Origin of the sequence: Pantoea rodasii (assembly GCF_002095465.1) — a bacterium.
GTDB lineage: Bacteria > Pseudomonadota > Gammaproteobacteria > Enterobacterales > Enterobacteriaceae > Pantoea > Pantoea rodasii.
Window position 1 is genome coordinate 49,990 of record NZ_MLFP01000004.1, and the last position, 16,944, is coordinate 66,933.

Consider the following 16,944-nt stretch of genomic DNA (forward strand, 5'->3'; position numbering starts at 1 on the left):
TATGGCAAACCCGATTTTAACCTTGCAAGGGGTGAGTGCCCATTACGGCCCGATTCAGGCACTGCACAACATTAATCTGCACATCAGCCAGGGTGAAATCGTCACGCTGATCGGCGCTAACGGCGCGGGTAAAACCACGCTGCTCGGCACCCTGTGCGGCGAACCGCGCGCCACCAGTGGCACCATTGTCTTTGACGGTAAAGAGATCACCGACTGGCAAACGGCAAAAATCATGCGTGAAGCGATTGCGATTGTGCCGGAAGGCCGCCGCGTGTTTTCGCGCATGACGGTGGAAGAGAACCTGGCGATGGGCGGTTTTTTTGCCACGCGTCAGGAGTATCAGCAGCGCATTGAGCGGGTTTATCAGCTTTTCCCAAGACTGGCAGAACGTAAACTGCAGCGTGCGGGCACCATGTCTGGTGGCGAACAGCAGATGCTGGCGATTGGCCGTGCGCTGATGAGTCAGCCACGGTTGCTGCTGTTGGACGAGCCTTCACTGGGTCTCGCGCCGATTATCATTCAGCAAATTTTCGACACTATCGAGCAACTGCGTAAAGAGGGGATGACCATCTTCCTGGTGGAGCAAAACGCCAACCAGGCGCTGAAGCTGGCCGATCGCGGCTACGTGCTGGAGAACGGTCACGTGGTGCTGGAAGACAGCGGGGAAGCTTTGCTGTCAAACGAAGCGGTACGCAGCGCTTATCTCGGTGCCTGACCTGGCTTACTCGCCAGCTTGCGGTTGGGCAGTGCTCGCCATCCTCACGTACTAAGAGTACGCTCCGGTGGCTGTGTGCTGTCTCGGTGCCTGACCTGGCTTACTTGTCAGCTTGCGGTTGGGCAGTGCTCGCCATCCTCACGAACTAAGAGTACGCTCCAGTGGCTGTGCGCTGTCCGCCCGCAATCTGGCTGCGCCGCCGACGGTCTGTTAGAAGGTGCGGTCTTACGGCAGCGCTAACAGCCTGAGCAATCGGCACGAGTTTGAGATAACTCGTGCCACTTTAAACTTTCTAATACGCGCAATCCCTGTCACATTCCCGTCATAAACCTGTTATTAATCCGTCATTTCCCCGTGTCATGTTACTTCGCGAACAAAAAATGCGTGATATCGCGCGTACCTAACAGCACAGGAAAAAACTTATGTCCGCTTTTACGCTTCGTCCCCGCCTGATGAGTGTTTTGCTTGGTCTGGCGCTCAGCGGTAATGCGCTGGCTGCAACTGACATTCCTTTCTGGCACTCAATGGAAGGCGAGTTAGGCAAAGAAGTCGATTCTCTGGCACAACGTTTTAACCAGGCTCACCCAGAATATAAAATCGTACCGACGTACAAAGGTAACTACGAGCAGAGCCTGGCAGCGGGTATCGCTGCGGTGCGTACCGGTAAAGCGCCGGCTATTCTGCAGGTTTACGAAGTAGGTACGGCGACCATGATGGCTTCGAAAGCCATCGTGCCGGTGCATGACGTGTTTAAAGACGCGGGCGTGCAGATGGATCCAAAACAGTTCGTGCCAGCGGTGGCGGGTTACTACAGCGACAGCAACGGCCAGCTGATTTCTCAGCCGTTCAACAGCTCGACGCCGGTGCTGTATTACAACAAAGATGCATTCAAAAAAGCCGGTCTGAACCCAGATCAGCCGCCAAAAACCTGGCAGGAACTGGCGAAAGACGCCGATGCGCTGCGTAAAGCGGGCATGACCTGTGGTTACGCCAGCGGCTGGCAGGGTTGGATTCAAATCGAGAACTTTAGCGCCTGGCATGCACTGCCGGTCGCCACCAAGAACAACGGCTTCGACGGCACTGACGCGGTACTGGAGTTCAACAAGCCAGTGCAGGTGCGTCATATCCAGATGCTCGAAGACATGAACAAGAAGGGTGATTTCACCTACTTCGGTCGTAAAGATGAATCCACCGCCAAGTTCTACAACGGCGATTGCGGCATCACGACTGCCTCTTCCGGTTCACTGGCAGATATCAAGCACTACTCGAAGTTCAACTTCGGCGTGGGCATGATGCCATACGACTCTACTGTGCCAAACGCACCGCAGAACGCCATTATCGGCGGCGCGAGCCTGTGGGTGATGAAAGGCAAAGATGCCGACACCTACAAGGGTGTAGCGGAGTTCATGAAGTTCCTGGCTCAGCCAGAAATCGCGGCGGAATGGCACCAGAAGACCGGTTACCTGCCCATCACCACTGCGGCGTATGAGCTGACTAAGCAACAGGGCTTCTATGACAAGAACCCAGGCGCAGACATCGCCACGCGTCAGATGCTGAACAAAGATCCACTGCCGTTCACCAAAGGCATGCGTCTGGGCAACATGCCACAGATTCGTACCATCGTGGACGAAGAGCTGGAAGGCGTGTGGACGGGCAAACAGGCTCCTCAGGCTGCACTGGATAACGCTGTGAAGCGCGGAAACGAACTGCTGCGTCGTTTTGAACAGCAAGTGAAGTAATTCCGTTGTCTCGGGGCTGGCGCATGGCGTCAGCCCCGATTTCTCTTTTGGCGAGTCTGCTATGTCCTCATCACGCCCCGTTTTTCGCTCCCGATTTTTGCCTTATTTGCTGGTGGCACCACAGCTGGTGATTACCGCCATTTTCTTCCTGTGGCCCGCCGGTGAAGCGCTGTGGTATTCGTTGCAAAGCATCGATCCCTTCGGTATTTCCAGCACCTTTGTTGGCCTGGATAATTTCAAGCGCCTGTTCAACGATGAGTATTACCTCGCGTCGTTCTGGACCACCATTGAGTTCAGCGCACTGGTCACCGTGTGTGGCATGACCTTCTCGCTGCTGCTGGCGGCGCTGGTCGATTACGTCATACGGCTGAAAAAACTCTATCAAACCTTGCTGCTGCTGCCTTACGCCGTGGCGCCGGTTGTCGCGGCAGTACTGTGGATGTTCCTGTTTAACCCGGGTCTCGGCCTGTTCAGCCATCTGCTGAATCAGATCGGCTACAACTGGAACTACGCGCAAAACAGCGGCCAGGCGATGTTCCTGATTGTGCTGGCGTCCATCTGGCAGCAGATGAGCTATAACTTCCTGTTCTTCTTTGCGGCGCTGCAGTCGATTCCCAAATCGCTGGTGGAAGCGGCGGCGATTGACGGTGCCGGTCCGGTGCGTCGCTTCTTCAATCTGTCACTGCCGCTGATCACCCCGGTGAGCTTCTTCCTGCTGGTGGTCAATCTGGTGTATGCGTTCTTTGATACCTTCCCAGTGATCGATGCCGCCACCGGCGGTGGTCCGGTTCAAGCCACCACCACGCTGATCTACAAAATTTATCGCGAAGGTTTTACCGGTCTGGATCTTTCCTCCTCCGCCGCGCAGTCGGTGGTGCTGATGCTGCTGGTGATTGGTCTGACGATCCTGCAATTCCGCTTTGTCGAGCGTAAGGTGCAATACCAATGATTGAGAATCGACGCGGGCTGGACATCTTCAGCCATACCCTGCTGGTGCTTGGCGTGCTGACCATTCTGTTCCCGCTGTACGTGGCGATTGTCGCCGCCACGCTGGATAACGAAGCGGTGTATCAGGTGCCGATGACCTTAGTGCCCGGCACGCACCTGTGGGACAACATTTCGCGCATCTGGACGCAGGGCGTCAATGGCAGCGGTCCGGCATTTGGCATGATGATGCTCAACAGCCTGATCATGGCGCTTGGCATCACCGTGGGCAAAATCACCGTCTCGATGCTTTCTGCCTTCGCGCTGGTGTGGTTCCGTTTCCCGTTACGCTCGCTGTTCTTCTGGCTGATCTTCATCACCCTGATGCTGCCAGTGGAAGTGCGTATTTTCCCCACGGTGGAAGTGATTTCGACCCTGAATATGATGGACAGCTACAGTGGTTTAACGCTGCCGTTGATGGCCTCGGCCACCGCGACTTTCCTGTTCCGTCAATTCTTTATGTCACTGCCCGATGAGCTGATTGAAGCGGCGCGTATTGATGGTGCCAGCCCGATGCGTTTCTTCTGGGACATCGTGTTACCGCTGTCCAAAACCAACCTCGCCGCGCTGTTTGTGATCACCTTTATCTACGGCTGGAACCAGTACTTGTGGCCGTTACTGATCATCAACGACCCGGGCCTCAGCACCGCAGTGGCCGGGGTGAAAAGTATGATCAACACCAGCGGCGGGCCGACGCAGTGGAACGAAGTGATGGCGGCAATGTTATTAACCCTGATCCCACCGGTGGTGGTGGTATTAGTTATGCAACGTGCGTTTGTGCGTGGCCTGGTGGAGAGTGATAAATAAATGGCAGGCGTAACCCTTCAGACCGTCACCAAATCGTATGACGGCAAAAATCAGATCATTGAGCCACTGAATATCACCATCAACGATGGCGAATTTATGGTGATGGTCGGCCCTTCCGGCTGTGGTAAATCGACTTTGCTGCGTATGGTGGCGGGCCTTGAGCGCGTGACTTCCGGCGATATTTATATCGACGACAAACGCGTGACCAATATGGAACCGAAAGATCGCGGCATCGCCATGGTGTTCCAGAACTACGCACTTTATCCGCACATGACGGTTGGCGAAAACATGGCCTATGGCCTGAAAATTCGCGGCATGGGCAAAGCGCAGATCGAACAGCGCGTAATGGAAGCCGCGCGCAGCCTCGAACTGGATCATCTGCTGGCTCGTCGTCCGCGTGAGTTATCCGGCGGTCAACGTCAACGTGTGGCGATGGGCCGCGCGATTGTCCGTGAACCGGCGGTGTTCCTGTTTGATGAGCCGCTGTCGAACCTTGATGCGCGTCTGCGCGTGCAGATGCGTCTTGAATTGCAACAGCTGCATCGTCGCCTGAAAACCACCAGCCTGTACGTGACCCACGATCAGGTGGAAGCCATGACGCTGGCACAGCGTGTGATGGTGATGAACAAAGGCGTGGTGGAACAAGTCGGTACGCCAGTGGAAGTGTATGAGCGTCCCGCCAGCCAGTTTGTCGCCTCGTTTATCGGTGCGCCAGCGATGAACCTGCTGCCAGGCCAGATCAACAGCGACGGCACGCGCTTTACGCTCGATGCCCTCAATAGCCTGCCTTTAGGTGAGAGCAAAGCGAAGTGGGCGAATCGTCCCCTCACGTTGGGCATCCGTCCTGAGCATCTGGTGCTCAGCACCCAGGCGGCGGGTGGCATTCCGCTGGTGGTGGACACCTTAGAGATGCTGGGTGCGGATAACCTCGCGCACGGCCGCATCGGCAATACCCGCCTGGTGGTGCGTTTGCCGCACAGCGAGCGCCCGTCATCGGGCAGCACCTTATGGCTGCAACTGCCGCCGAATGCGTTACACTTCTTCGATTCAACCCATGGAAAGCGTCTGGAATGAGTGTAGAAAATTGGCCATATCCGCAGATCGTCGCCCATCGCGGCGGCGGTAAACTGGCCCCGGAAAATACCCTGGCGGCGATTGATGTCGGCGCGCAGTACGGTCATAGCATGATCGAGTTTGATGCCAAGCTGTCGGATGATAAGCAGGTGTTCCTGCTGCATGACGATACGCTGGATCGCACCAGCAACGGCTGGGGTGTGGCGGGCGATCTGTCATGGAGTAAGTTGTCACAGCTGGATGCCGGAAGCTGGTACAGCCGCGAATACGAAGGCGAGCCGCTGGCGCTGCTGCGTGACGTGGCTGAACGCTGTCGTCAGCATCAGATGATGGCGAATATCGAGATCAAACCGACCACCGGCAAAGAGCAGGAAACCGGACGCGATGTCGCCATCGCCGCGCGTGAACTGTGGCAAGGCCAGACTGCGCCGCTGTTGTCTTCCTTCTCGTATGAAGCTTTGGAAGCGGCGATGCAGGCGGTGCCTGAACTGCCACGCGGACTGTTGCTGGATACGTGGCACGATGATTGGTTAGCGCTCACTTCGTCGCTGGGCTGCGTCTCCATTCATCTCAATCATAAACTGCTGGATGCCGAACGCACCGCGCAGCTGAAAGCCGCCGGGTTGCATATTCTGGTGTACACAGTGAATCAGCCCGCGCGGGCGCGCGAGCTGCTGAATTGGGGCGTCGATGCTATTTGTACCGACCGCATCGACATTATCGGCCCCGACTTCCGTTAGTTCAGCTTCTGCTGGCCCGGCTGCGATTGAATCACGCGCTGCTGGGCGCTATCCCGCCGTTCCTGCATTTTCCGCTGTAACTCCTGATTCTGCTGCTGCTGATCCTGTTTCAGCTTCAACTGCTGTTGTTGCTGCTGGGTCTGCATTTGCGACTGCATACGCTGCTGGCTCGGGTTATAGCCAGGTTTGTTCGGATCATTGGTGCTGTTCAGCATATTTGCCATGCTGCTCAACGGCAGCAACGCAGCGATAACGATTAGCCATTTTTTCATGGTCTTCCTCCATTAATGCAGCCTGCTGTGTGTTGTCACCATCAGTATGGCAACAAAGGCTGCTGTCATAAGTTTATGCGATGTCACAAAGTCCTGTACCAGGAGTGCGCCGAATTTGGCTTACTGCTACGCTTTTTATCGTGTTTGCAAACACTTGCATCAAAAAATAACAAATGTAAATAACCGCAAAGGAAGATAGCAAATGAGACTAAAGGGCAGCGTGCGCCAGGTTGGCTGGGCATTATTGATGAGTTTCACCGTGGTGCAAGGCGCGTTCGCCGCGCCGGCCAGTGCGCCACCGGTGTCATACGGGGTGGATAGCGATACCTTCCATCCGGTGAAAGCGCAGCACGGTATGGTGGCATCAGTGGATGCGATAGCCACCGAAGTGGGCGTTGATATTTTGAAGCAGGGCGGTAACGCGGTGGATGCCGCTGTCGCGGTCGGCTTTGCGCTGGCAGTGACCCATCCGCAGGCCGGCAATCTCGGCGGCGGCGGCTTTATGATGCTGCGCACCGCTTCAGGTCGCACCACGGCGATTGATTTCCGCGAAATGGCACCGGCGCGAGCCTCCCGCGATATGTTCCTCGATAAGCAAGGCAATGCCGATGCGAAGCTGTCGCTGACTTCTCATTTAGCCTCTGGCACGCCGGGCACCGTGGCGGGTTTTGCGCTGGCGGCACAAGAATACGGCACGCTGCCGCTGAGCAAACTGCTGGCACCGGCGATTAAGCTGGCGCGTGAAGGCATCATCGTTAACGATGCGCTGGCGGACGATTTGGCGACCTACGGCAAAGAGACGCTGATCAATCACGACAACAGCCGGGCGATTTTCTATAAAGCCGACGGCAAGCCGTATCAAAAAGGCGAGCGTCTGGTGCAGAAAAACCTTGCGCACAGCCTGCAGCTGATTGCCCAACAAGGGCCTGATGCGTTCTACAAAGGCAAAATTGCTGATGAGATTGCCGGAGAAATGGCGCAGCACGGCGGTTTAATCGGTAAACCGGATTTGGCAGCCTATCGCGCAGTGGAGCGCAAACCGGTGAGCGGCACCTATCGCGGTTATGAGGTGTTCTCAATGCCACCTCCGTCATCGGGCGGGATTCACATCGTGCAGATCCTCAATATCCTCGAAAACTTCGATTTGGCGAAGTGGGGCTTTGGCAGCGCCGATGCGATGCAGGTGATGGCCGAAGCGGAGAAATACGCTTATGCCGACCGTTCGGAATACCTTGGCGATCCTGATTTCGTCAAAGTGCCCCAGCAGGCGTTGACCAGCAAAGCTTACGCTAAAACCCTGGCGCAGCAGATTGATGTCAACAAAGCGCGTCCTTCCAGCGAAATTAAACCGGGCAAGCTTGAGCCGTATGAAAGTAACCAGACCACGCACTTCTCGGTGGTGGATAAAGACGGCAACGCGGTGGCGGTGACTTACACCCTGAATACCTACTTTGGAAGCGGCATTGTTGCCGGGCAGAGCGGTATCCTGATGAACAACGAGATGGATGATTTCTCCGCCAAACCGGGTACGCCGAACGTGTATGGTTTGGTGGGCGGCGAAGCGAATGCGGTGCAGCCGGCTAAGCGTCCATTGTCGTCCATGTCACCGACCATCATCGCCAAAGACGGCAAAACCTGGCTGGTTACAGGCAGTCCAGGCGGCAGCCGAATTATCACCACTGTGCTGCAAATGGTGGTGAACAGCATCGATTTTGGGATGAACGTGGCGGAAGCCACCAACGCACCGCGTTTCCACCATCAGTGGTTGCCGGATCAGCTGCGCGTGGAGAAAGGCTTTAGCCCGGACACGCTGCGCTTACTGGAAGCCAAAGGTCAGCATGTGAAAGTGATGCCAGCGATGGGCAGCACCCAGAGCATTATGATTGGGCCGGATGGTATGCGTTATGGTGCTTCCGATCCGCGTTCGGTGGATGATTTGAGTGCCGGGTATTAACTGTCGACGTAATGCTTGTACAGATGATAACGCAGTCTGGTGCCACTCAGGGGCTGGCTGTCCTCGCGCTGCTGACGCGGTGCCTTCACGTCATTCATCTGCCTGACGGACCGGCGGGATGGCACATCGTGTGCCGGCCCGCCTTTCGCCCGCGTTCTGCGGGCTCTCCTGGCAGATTCATTTTGTTCAGCGCTGCGGATTGCCTGCCCCTGAGCGGCACCAGCCTGCTCATAAGCTTCGGTGCGTTGTTTAACAGGGCATGATGCTGGTGCTAAGTAGGCAGTGATGTCCTTAAAGATTATTTCAATCGCGCCATATAATGCGTATCTATCATCTCGCCATCACGCATGGCAAAACGCTTCGCTGTGCCTTCAATTTCAAAGCCAAACTTCTGATACAAACCAATCGCTTTATGATTATCGGCGAACACGGTTAACTCGATTCGTGTTACCTGCAGCCAGTTGTCGCAAAGGTCAATCATCGCGGCCATCAGCGCCGAGCCTACGCCGCGACGATGAAAGGCGGGATCGACGCCCATGCCAATCGATGCGGCATGGCGGCGACGTGCCACCGTAATGCCATCCAGCGATAGCTGACCCACAACCTGTTCATCAATGCACGCCACCAAACGGTACTGACCGGGGCGCATCTCTTTAAGACGTTCCTGCCACAGCGCTGGTGATTGATAGGGTAGATGCAGCGTGCCGGCCTGAGTCTCTTGCTGGCTATAAAGATGGGTTAAGGCTGCGGCATCTTCCGGCGTTGCATGACGAACAGTGACCTGACTCATAGAGCGACTCCTTGTGCAAAGTGAATAAAATCCCTTTTAACATCAAGGAATTCTCAGGACCCGTCAATTGAAAATAATTCTCAAAAGGGGTTTACAGACGCGAATGATAATGATTATTATTGCCATGCGGACTCGGGAACGTCTCCTGACAGAACGGGTAAGCACGACATTGCTCACATTGCTTCCAGAATTACTTAGCCAGCTCGGGTGCTGGCTTTTTTTTGCCTGCGATTTACCTCCTTCATGCAACTTGTCCAATCTGCGCCAAAACGTTCAGCTTTTTTGAACAGAGGCGTGAAGTTTTTCAGCTATCAATCGATCTCCCTCAGGCACACACTGTAAAAACATTGAGGAGAATTGAACATGATCTACGTACGCAAAGCAGAAGAACGCGGTCACGCCAATCACGGTTGGCTCGATAGCTGGCACACGTTTTCCTTCGCCGATTACTACGACGCCAATTTTATGGGCTTCTCGGCGTTGCGCGTTATCAATGAAGATGTGATCGATGGCGGCCAGGGTTTTGGCACTCATCCGCATAAAGACATGGAGATCCTGACCTATGTGCTGTCTGGCACCGTGGAGCATCAGGACAGCATGGGCAACAAGGAGCAGATCCCAGCGGGTGAGTTCCAGATCATGAGCGCTGGCTCGGGTGTGCGTCACTCGGAATACAACGCCAGCGAGAAAGATCCGCTGCATCTGTATCAGATCTGGATCATTCCAGAGCGCAAAGGCATTGAGCCACGTTACGCGCAGCGTCGTTTTGAGGATGTGAAAGGCCGCCAGTTTGTCCTGTCACCGGATGAGCGTGAGGGATCGCTGAAAGTGTTCCAGGACATGACCTTGTCGCGCTGGGTGTTGGCCGAAGGCGAAACCGATGCGGTGACTGTTGAAACGGGTCGTCGTGTGTGGATTCAGGTGGTAAAAGGCCTGGTGACCGTCAATGGCGAACAGGTCGGCACCAGCGATGCGCTGGCTATCTGGGATGAAAGCGCGTTAACCCTTACAGCCGACAGCGATGCAGAGATTCTGCTGTTCGATTTGCCGCCGGTGTAAAACTTACGCAATAAATTGCGTCGCTACCGATACCATGCGGTATGTAGCGGCGCGATTCATCGCGCGCTTTTGGCCATCGCCGCTGCACAGTCTGAAAATGACAAAAAATGATAGACTCATCGTATCTCTGACCTCAGGCGCATACGATGAAGAAGAAAAGGCCGGTACTACAGGACGTTGCCGATCGCGTCGGCATCACAAAAATGACCGTCAGTCGCTACCTGCGCAATCCCGATCAGGTCTCCGTGGCGTTACGCGATAAGATTGCCGTAGCACTGGATGAACTCGGTTATATCCCCAATCGTGCCCCCGATATGCTCTCCAATGCCACCAGTCGCGCTATCGGCGTGCTGCTGCCTTCGCTCACCAACCAGGTGTTCGCCGATGTGTTACGCGGCATTGAAACCGTCACCGATGAGGCCGGTTATCAAACGCTGGTGGCGCACTTTGGCTACAACGCGGACAAAGAAGAGTTACAGCTGCGTTCGCTGCTCGGCTGGAACATTGACGGGGTGATCCTCACCGAACGCACTCACACGCCGGGCACTTTACGCATGCTCGAAGTGGCGGGCATTCCGGTGATTGAAATGATGGATTCGGTGACGCCGTGCCTCGATATGGCGGTGGGGTTCGATAACGTCGAAGCAGCACGTCAGATGACGCATGCTATTCTGAAAAAAGGTCACCGCCACACCGTTTACCTCGGCGCGCGTCTCGATGAACGTACCTTGCAAAAACAGCAGGGCTACGAAAAGGCGATGCGTGAAGCCGGGCTGATTCCGCACAGCGTGATGATGGAAGATGCTTCCTCTTTCAGCGCCGGTGCGCAATTGCTGTGTGAGGCGCAGAAACGCTATCCCGAAACCGACAGCCTGTTTTGTACCAACGATGACCTGGCGGTCGGCGCGATGTTTGAGTGTCAGCGTCAGGGCTTAAATGTGCCGTCACAGATGGCGATCGCCGGATTCCACGGCCACGACATTACGCAAGTGGTGACGCCGCGCTTGGCCACCGTGCTCACGCCGCGTGAGCGCATGGGACGGGAATCGGCTGCGATGCTGCTGGCGCGCATTGGCGGCGATCGCAGCGTGCAACAGCCGCTGGATGTGGGGTTTGAAATTGCAGAAGGTGGCAGCATCTGATTTTGGCGATTATTTGAGTCAGTTCACACTTTCGTGCTTTTCCGCCTAACAAGGGTTGCCAGTCCTGCAGTGGGCTCCGACAATGATAATCAAATTTGTTATCGGTAACATTGGCAGGCAAGCTGCCGGAGCGCAAAACCATGACCACGCCATCTCCATCGCACCACGTCTTTATCCTGATGGGCGTTTCTGGCAGCGGAAAATCTGCCGTCGCTAATCAGGTTTCTCATCAGTTGAGCACCGCATTTCTGGATGGCGATTTCCTCCATCCGCGCAGCAACATCATGAAAATGGCCGACGGTCATCCGCTGGACGACAACGATCGTCAGCCGTGGTTACAGGCGCTGAATGATGCGGCGTTTGCCATGCAGCGCACGCAGGCCATTTCGATTATCGTCTGCTCGGCGCTGAAAAAGTCCTACCGCGACATCCTGCGTCAGGGCAATCAGAACCTGAAGTTCATCTATCTGAAGGGCGATTTCGACACCATCGAATCGCGTCTGAAAGCGCGTAAAGGTCACTTCTTTAAGCCGCAGATGCTGGTGACGCAGTTTGAGACCTTGCAAGAACCTGGGGCCGACGAGCCCGATGTACTGGTGGTTGATATTAATCATTCACTGGATGAAGTCGTTGCGGCCACGGTTGCGACCATAAAGGAAGCAACCAACAAGGGTTAGTAATGAGTACCGCAACGCTGGTGTTAACGGCAGCAGGCTCCGTCCTGCTGCTGCTGTTTTTGGTGATGAAAGCGCGTATGCACGCCTTTGTCGCCCTGATGTTAGTCTCGATTGGTGCCGGTCTGTTCTCCGGTATGCCGCTGGATAAAATTGCCGATACCATGCAAAAAGGCATGGGCGGCACGCTCGGATTTCTCGCCATTGTGGTGGCATTGGGCGCGATGTTCGGCAAAATCCTGCATGAAACCGGCGCGGTCGATCAGATTGCTATCCGCATGCTCAAGGCATTTGGCGAGAGCCGGGCGCACTATGCGATGGGTATCGCGGGTCTGATTTGCGCGCTGCCGCTGTTCTTCGAAGTGGCCGTGGTATTGCTGATCAGTATTGCCTTTGCCGTGGCGCGTCGCACCAACGGCAACTTAGTGAAGTTGGTGATTCCGCTGTTTGCCGGTGTCGCTGCCTCGGCGGCGTTTCTGCTGCCGGGACCGGCGCCAATGCTGCTGGCTTCCCAGATGCACGCGGACTTTGGCTGGATGATTCTGCTGGGTCTGTGCGCCGCGATTCCCGGCATGTTGATTGCCGGTCCGCTGTTCGGCAACTTTATTGCTCGTCACGTTAGCTTCAGTGCGCCGCCGGAAGATCATCAGCCTGAAGTGGAAGAGGGTAAGCTGCCGTCGTTTGGCTTCAGCCTGGCGCTGATCCTGTTCCCGTTGCTGCTGGTGGGTCTGAAAACCATCGGGGCGCGCTTCACCACGCCGGGCACTCAGTTGTATGAGTGGCTGGAATTTATCGGCCATCCGTTTACCGCAATTCTGCTCGCTTGCCTGGTGGCCATTTATGGACTGGCATATCGTCAGGGCATGGATAAAGAGAAGGTGATGCAGGTGTGTGGCAGTGCGCTGCAACCGGCGGGGATTATTCTGCTGGTGATCGGTGCAGGCGGCGTGTTCAAGCAGGTGCTGGTGGATTCTGGCGTCGGTCCGGTACTCGGCCATGCGCTTACCGGGGCCGGCATGCCGATTGCGCTGGCGTGCTTCATCCTTTCCGGTGCGATCCGCGTGATTCAGGGCTCGGCGACTGTCGCCTGTTTAACCACGGTTGGGCTGGTGATGCCGGTGATTGAACCGCTGCACTACAGCGGCGCGCAGCTGGCGGCGCTGTCGATTTGTATCGGCGGTGGCTCCATCATTATCAGCCACGTTAACGATGCCGGTTTCTGGCTGTTTGGGCGCTTCACCGGCGCTACTGAAGGTGAAACCTTGAAGACCTGGACGCTGATGGAAACCATTCTGGGCACCACCGGTGCCATTGTCGGGATGATCGCGTTTAGTTTGCTGTCGTAAAAATACGCAATACATCACGCCGCTACGCAGCGGCGTGATGTATCACGCGACTCTGACCTGATTAATCCTCATCCCGCTCATCATCTGGCTGATCCAGCACCGTGTACGCCACCGCACAGAACAGTGAATTGAGGCGCTTCATATCGCCCAGCAACCCTAAATGCAGTGAGCTGGTCTCGATACTCTGCACGTTCTGCTGATGCAAGCGTTCAACGTGCGCGTGCGAAAAGCGGCGAATCAAAATACGGAAACGGTGCTTGGAACGGCGCAGACGCTTGGCGCTGGTAATATCTTTCGACAGAAACACCGACAAACTCAGACGCAGATTATTCAGTACCTGCTCCTGCAGCGTGTTCAGCTCTTCCAAACCTTCCGTTGAGAAAGCCCGCCGCGCCTGCAGTGCTTTATCCGCCACGTCCGCGCACATGCGCTCAATAATGTCACCCGCCTGCTCCAGATTGAGCGCCATCTCGATGATCTCCGCCCAACGCCGCGAATCTTCCTCCGCCAAATCTTCTTTCGGCATGCGCGCCAGATAGAGTTTGATGGCGGTATACAGCACATCAACATCATCATCCAGTCGGCGTACGGCGCGCTCTTCACGCAGTTCGCCGTGCACCACTTTATTGAATGACTCCAGCATCTGTTCAACCACATCGCCAATACGCAGCGTTTCCCGCGAGGCGTTAGCCAGCGCCAGGGCCGGAGTATCCAGCGCGCTGCTGTCGAGATGTTTCGGTTTTAAATGGGTGGTGTTTTCCGGCTCGTCGGCAATCATTCGTTGGCACAACCGCGCCATCGGTTCGGCAAAGGGCACCATGATCAGACAGCGGATCAGGTTGTAAAACACGTGGAAGAAGATCACCAGTTCTTCATCGTTGACCGATAATTTCTCCAGAATATCCGCGACATAATTCACCAGCGGCAGAATCGCCAGGCTGCCAATCAGCTTAAACAACAGACTACCGAGCGCCACCCGTTTACCCGCAGCATTAGAGCCGCTGGCGTTAATCATCGCCAGTAAGCCGCTGCCGAGGTTGGCGCCAATCACTAAACACAGCGCGACTTTGAATGAGATCACCCCAGCGGCGGTCAGGGTCGCGGTGATCAGCACCGCCGCCAGGCTGGAATAGCTGATGATGGCGAACACGGCGCCAATCAGCGCATCGAGCATGATGTCACCGGTCAGCGTGGAGAACAGCACCTGCACGCCGGCGGCCTGAGTAATCGGTTTAGCGGCGGCCACAATCAGCTGCAGCGCCAGCAGAATCAATCCGAGGCCAATGGCGGCGCGGCCCATTTGTCCGGCACGCGTCTGCTTGCGACTGAGGAAAAACACCACGCCAAAGAAGATAAACAGCGGCGATAGCCAGGAGAGATCGAAGGTCAGAATACGCGCCATGATGGCGGTACCCACATCGGCACCCAGCACCACCACCAGCGCAGGCGTCAGGCTCACCAGATTTTGTGCGACAAACGAGGTCACGAGCAAGGTGGTGGCGTTGCTGCTCTGCACCAGCGCGGTGACGCCAATCCCGGCGAGAAACGCCATCGGCTTTCTTTCCACGCTGCGGCTGAGCACGCGCCGCAGGTCGGCGCCGTACACGCGCATGATGCCAGTGCGTACAATGTGCGTGCCCCACACCAGCAGGGCCACGGCAGATAATAGATTGAGCAGGGTTAACACGTCGGGCGGTTCCTTATCCTCAGACTTTCATTGCACCAACTGCAAGCCCGTGGGTGAGTACCGAAGTGGCAGGCGCACCGGAGTGCGACCACGGGCAGCCTAAAGGCCGCCGCGACAACGATGAACAGGCTGCATTAACGCTGAATGCTGCCGCGTTGCGTTGCCAATTTTTCGTTAAATTTAAGCGACCTGGCGCAACGTCGACATCTCTAACTGTAGACCAATTTGCATGCCAGCAGGGTGCAAATCCGCCACGCTACGGTTCAGCACATCCACCGAAAGCTCCACGCTGTTAGCCAGCACGCGATAGCGAATCACGTTACCCAGCAGACTGTGGCTGAGAATGGTGGCCGGAATGCCATCCTGCACTGCACTCAAGCGGATCGATTCCGGGCGAATCGCCACCTGGCCACTGAAGGTTTGGCCGGTGAGTTGCGTGGCCTGTTCGGCACTGAGCAAGTTGTAGTTGCCAATAAACCCGGCGGCAAACAGGTCAACGGGCTGAGTGTAGAGCGCCTCGGCATTGCCGTTTTGCACGATTTTGCCACGGTTCATCAACACGATGCGGTCTGACAGCGTCAGCGCTTCTTCCTGATCGTGGGTGACGAAAATGGTGGTGAGTTTCAGCTCTTGTTGAATATTGCGAATCTGCTCGCGCAGATGGCGACGGATACGCGCATCCAGTGCGGATAACGGCTCATCCAGCAGCAGCAAACGGGGGCGCGTCACCAGTGAACGCGCCAGGGCGACGCGCTGACACTGGCCGCCGGAAAGCTGGTGCGGATAGCGGCGGGCGAAATCGGTCAGTTCAACCAGCGCCAGCGCCTCCATCACCCGTTTCTGAATATCGCCGCCCGGCAGTTTCTGCATTTTCAGGCCAAACGCCACGTTCTTTTCCACCGTCATGTTGGGGAACAGCGCGTAGCTCTGAAATACCATGCCGATGGTGCGCTTCTGCGGTGGCAGCGGCACGATATCCTGGCCCTGCAGCAGAATTTTGCCGCTGTCGACATCGGTCAAACCGGCAATGCAGCGCAGCAGCGTTGATTTGCCACAGCCGCTCGGGCCGAGCAGGGTAACAAACTCACCCTCATCGGCGGTGAAATCGATATTTTCAAAGATGCTGGTCGGGCCGTAGCTTTTGTTCAGCTGGGTGACGTTCAAATAACTCATGATCAGCCTCGTTCAGGATTGAGGGCATTCGCCAGCCAGGTGACCAGCAGGACGACAGCAAAATAAGAGATCACCAGCGCACTGGTGAAGTGGCCGCTGCCGTTACGCATATTGTAGAGATACACCTGCAAGGTTTCGTAGCGCGTGCCGACAAGCAGGTTAGCGAACACAAACTCACCGATCAGGAATGAGAAGGAGAGCAAGACCGCGATGAACACCCCTTTGCGCAGGTTGGGCAGCATCACAAACAGTGCCGCCTGCCAGGTGCTGGCGCCCAGCAGATGAGACGCATCAATCAACTCTTTCAGGTTGATCGCCTGCATATTGTTGGCGATAGCACGGTAAATAAACGGCAGCGCGATGGTGAAGTAACAGCCAATCAGAATCCACGGCGTGCCGGTAATCATTAGCGGTGACGACGAATAAAGCTGCAGCAGGCCAACGGATGACACCACCGGCGGCACGGCAAACGGCATCAGAATCAGCACGTTCATTACCGCATCCAGTTTCGGATAGTAGTAAGCGATTACAAACATCGCAGGCAGCACCAGTACTAGCGAGAACAGCAGCGCGCCAAAGCAAATCAGCAGAGAATGCCCCAGCGCCGTCAGGAAACGCGGATCGCTCCACAGTTCGATCAGCCACTTCAGGGTAAAGCCCTGCGGCAGAATAGTGTCGCTCCAGTCGGTGGAGATGCCATACAGCAGCGTCGCCAGCAGCGGGGCGGCGAGAATGATCAGCAGCAGCCAAATGACCAGGCGATGATAAATTTTTTCCGCGCGAGACAC

16 protein-coding genes are annotated in these 16,944 nt (G+C 56.0%); 11 read left to right on the plus strand and 5 right to left on the minus strand.

Annotated elements, in window-relative coordinates; all coding sequences use genetic code 11:
• Position 1: 1 nt before the first annotated feature.
• The 6 genes from livF (at position 2) to ugpQ (ending at position 6,059) form a co-directional block, all read left to right on the plus strand.
• Positions 2–715 carry a high-affinity branched-chain amino acid ABC transporter ATP-binding protein LivF gene (gene livF, locus HA45_RS06720; RefSeq protein ID WP_100704253.1) on the plus strand — a complete coding sequence of 238 codons (714 nt, stop codon included), beginning with the start codon at positions 2–4 and terminating at the stop codon, positions 713–715.
• A 422-nt stretch (positions 716–1,137) separates the two neighbouring features.
• The gene (gene ugpB / locus HA45_RS06725) at positions 1,138–2,454 is read left to right on the plus strand and encodes a sn-glycerol-3-phosphate ABC transporter substrate-binding protein UgpB (RefSeq protein WP_100704255.1); all 1,317 of its coding nucleotides are present in this window, start codon (positions 1,138–1,140) and stop codon (positions 2,452–2,454) included.
• A 61-nt stretch (positions 2,455–2,515) separates the two neighbouring features.
• Complete coding sequence (gene ugpA, locus HA45_RS06730) at positions 2,516–3,403, plus strand: sn-glycerol-3-phosphate ABC transporter permease UgpA (protein WP_100704256.1); 888 nt, start codon at positions 2,516–2,518, stop codon at positions 3,401–3,403.
• A complete protein-coding gene (gene ugpE / locus HA45_RS06735; protein ID WP_100704257.1) occupies positions 3,400–4,245 on the plus strand; it encodes a sn-glycerol-3-phosphate ABC transporter permease UgpE in 846 nt (281 codons plus the stop codon). Before ugpA ends, ugpE begins: the two co-directional genes overlap by 4 nt.
• On the plus strand, positions 4,246–5,319 hold the full coding sequence (locus tag HA45_RS06740) for a sn-glycerol-3-phosphate import ATP-binding protein UgpC (protein WP_100704258.1): 1,074 nt from the start codon (positions 4,246–4,248) through the stop codon (positions 5,317–5,319).
• A complete protein-coding gene (ugpQ, locus tag HA45_RS06745) occupies positions 5,316–6,059 on the plus strand; it encodes a glycerophosphodiester phosphodiesterase (protein WP_100704259.1) in 744 nt (247 codons plus the stop codon). Before HA45_RS06740 ends, ugpQ begins: the two co-directional genes overlap by 4 nt.
• Here ugpQ and HA45_RS06750 read toward each other — a convergent pair.
• Positions 6,056–6,331, minus strand: coding sequence for a DUF2756 domain-containing protein (locus tag HA45_RS06750; RefSeq protein ID WP_100704260.1), 276 nt, complete (start codon positions 6,329–6,331; stop codon positions 6,056–6,058). The genes ugpQ and HA45_RS06750 overlap by 4 nt on opposite strands.
• A gap of 202 nt (positions 6,332–6,533) precedes the next feature.
• Here HA45_RS06750 and ggt point away from each other — a divergent pair, with 202 nt between their 5' ends.
• Complete coding sequence (ggt, locus tag HA45_RS06755; RefSeq protein WP_100704261.1) at positions 6,534–8,285, plus strand: gamma-glutamyltransferase; 1,752 nt, start codon at positions 6,534–6,536, stop codon at positions 8,283–8,285.
• Between the two features lie 298 nt (positions 8,286–8,583).
• On the opposite strand, the gene HA45_RS06765 is transcribed toward ggt, so the two are convergent.
• On the minus strand, positions 8,584–9,075 hold the full coding sequence (locus HA45_RS06765; protein ID WP_100704262.1) for a GNAT family N-acetyltransferase: 492 nt from the start codon (positions 9,073–9,075) through the stop codon (positions 8,584–8,586).
• Between the two features lie 363 nt (positions 9,076–9,438).
• Here HA45_RS06765 and HA45_RS06770 point away from each other — a divergent pair, with 363 nt between their 5' ends.
• From HA45_RS06770 to gntU, 4 genes are all read left to right on the plus strand, one after another.
• Positions 9,439–10,134 (plus strand): pirin family protein, encoded by a 696-nt coding sequence (locus tag HA45_RS06770; RefSeq protein ID WP_100704263.1) that lies wholly within the window; start codon positions 9,439–9,441, stop codon positions 10,132–10,134.
• 146 nt (positions 10,135–10,280) lie between these two features.
• Positions 10,281–11,276, plus strand: coding sequence for a gluconate operon transcriptional repressor GntR (gene gntR / locus HA45_RS06775; RefSeq protein ID WP_100704264.1), 996 nt, complete (start codon positions 10,281–10,283; stop codon positions 11,274–11,276).
• Positions 11,277–11,416: 140 nt separating this feature from the next.
• Entirely contained in the window at positions 11,417–11,953 is a 537-nt protein-coding gene (gntK, locus tag HA45_RS06780; protein WP_100704265.1) for a gluconokinase, read from the plus strand.
• A 2-nt stretch (positions 11,954–11,955) separates the two neighbouring features.
• Complete coding sequence (gntU, locus tag HA45_RS06785; protein WP_100704266.1) at positions 11,956–13,296, plus strand: gluconate transporter; 1,341 nt, start codon at positions 11,956–11,958, stop codon at positions 13,294–13,296.
• Between the two features lie 61 nt (positions 13,297–13,357).
• Here the strand turns inward: gntU and HA45_RS06790 are convergent, their stop codons facing one another.
• The 3 genes from HA45_RS06790 to HA45_RS06800 form a co-directional block, all read right to left on the minus strand.
• Positions 13,358–14,983: a Na/Pi cotransporter family protein gene (locus tag HA45_RS06790; protein ID WP_100704267.1), complete on the minus strand. Its 1,626-nt coding sequence runs from the start codon at positions 14,981–14,983 to the stop codon at positions 13,358–13,360.
• A gap of 180 nt (positions 14,984–15,163) precedes the next feature.
• Positions 15,164–16,156 (minus strand): ABC transporter ATP-binding protein, encoded by a 993-nt coding sequence (locus tag HA45_RS06795; RefSeq protein ID WP_100704268.1) that lies wholly within the window; start codon positions 16,154–16,156, stop codon positions 15,164–15,166.
• Positions 16,157–16,158: 2 nt separating this feature from the next.
• The gene (locus HA45_RS06800) at positions 16,159–16,944 is read right to left on the minus strand and encodes an ABC transporter permease (protein WP_100704269.1); all 786 of its coding nucleotides are present in this window, start codon (positions 16,942–16,944) and stop codon (positions 16,159–16,161) included.

Excerpts from the sequence above, each read along its gene's own strand:
- ugpQ (WP_100704259.1), top strand. The coding sequence starts at position 5,316 with ATGAGTGTAGAAAATTGGCCATATCCGCAGATCGTCGCCCATCGCGGC.
- ugpE (WP_100704257.1), top strand. The coding sequence starts at position 3,400 with ATGATTGAGAATCGACGCGGGCTGGACATCTTCAGCCATACCCTGCTG.
- livF (WP_100704253.1), top strand. The coding sequence starts at position 2 with ATGGCAAACCCGATTTTAACCTTGCAAGGGGTGAGTGCCCATTACGGC.
- HA45_RS06795 (WP_100704268.1), bottom strand. The coding sequence starts at position 16,156 with ATGAGTTATTTGAACGTCACCCAGCTGAACAAAAGCTACGGCCCGACC.
- HA45_RS06740 (WP_100704258.1), top strand. The coding sequence starts at position 4,246 with ATGGCAGGCGTAACCCTTCAGACCGTCACCAAATCGTATGACGGCAAA.
- HA45_RS06770 (WP_100704263.1), top strand. The coding sequence starts at position 9,439 with ATGATCTACGTACGCAAAGCAGAAGAACGCGGTCACGCCAATCACGGT.
- gntK (WP_100704265.1), top strand. The coding sequence starts at position 11,417 with ATGACCACGCCATCTCCATCGCACCACGTCTTTATCCTGATGGGCGTT.
- HA45_RS06765 (WP_100704262.1), bottom strand. The coding sequence starts at position 9,075 with ATGAGTCAGGTCACTGTTCGTCATGCAACGCCGGAAGATGCCGCAGCC.
- HA45_RS06750 (WP_100704260.1), bottom strand. The coding sequence starts at position 6,331 with ATGAAAAAATGGCTAATCGTTATCGCTGCGTTGCTGCCGTTGAGCAGC.
- ugpB (WP_100704255.1), top strand. The coding sequence starts at position 1,138 with ATGTCCGCTTTTACGCTTCGTCCCCGCCTGATGAGTGTTTTGCTTGGT.
- ugpA (WP_100704256.1), top strand. The coding sequence starts at position 2,516 with ATGTCCTCATCACGCCCCGTTTTTCGCTCCCGATTTTTGCCTTATTTG.
- gntU (WP_100704266.1), top strand. The coding sequence starts at position 11,956 with ATGAGTACCGCAACGCTGGTGTTAACGGCAGCAGGCTCCGTCCTGCTG.
- ggt (WP_100704261.1), top strand. The coding sequence starts at position 6,534 with ATGAGACTAAAGGGCAGCGTGCGCCAGGTTGGCTGGGCATTATTGATG.
- gntR (WP_100704264.1), top strand. The coding sequence starts at position 10,281 with ATGAAGAAGAAAAGGCCGGTACTACAGGACGTTGCCGATCGCGTCGGC.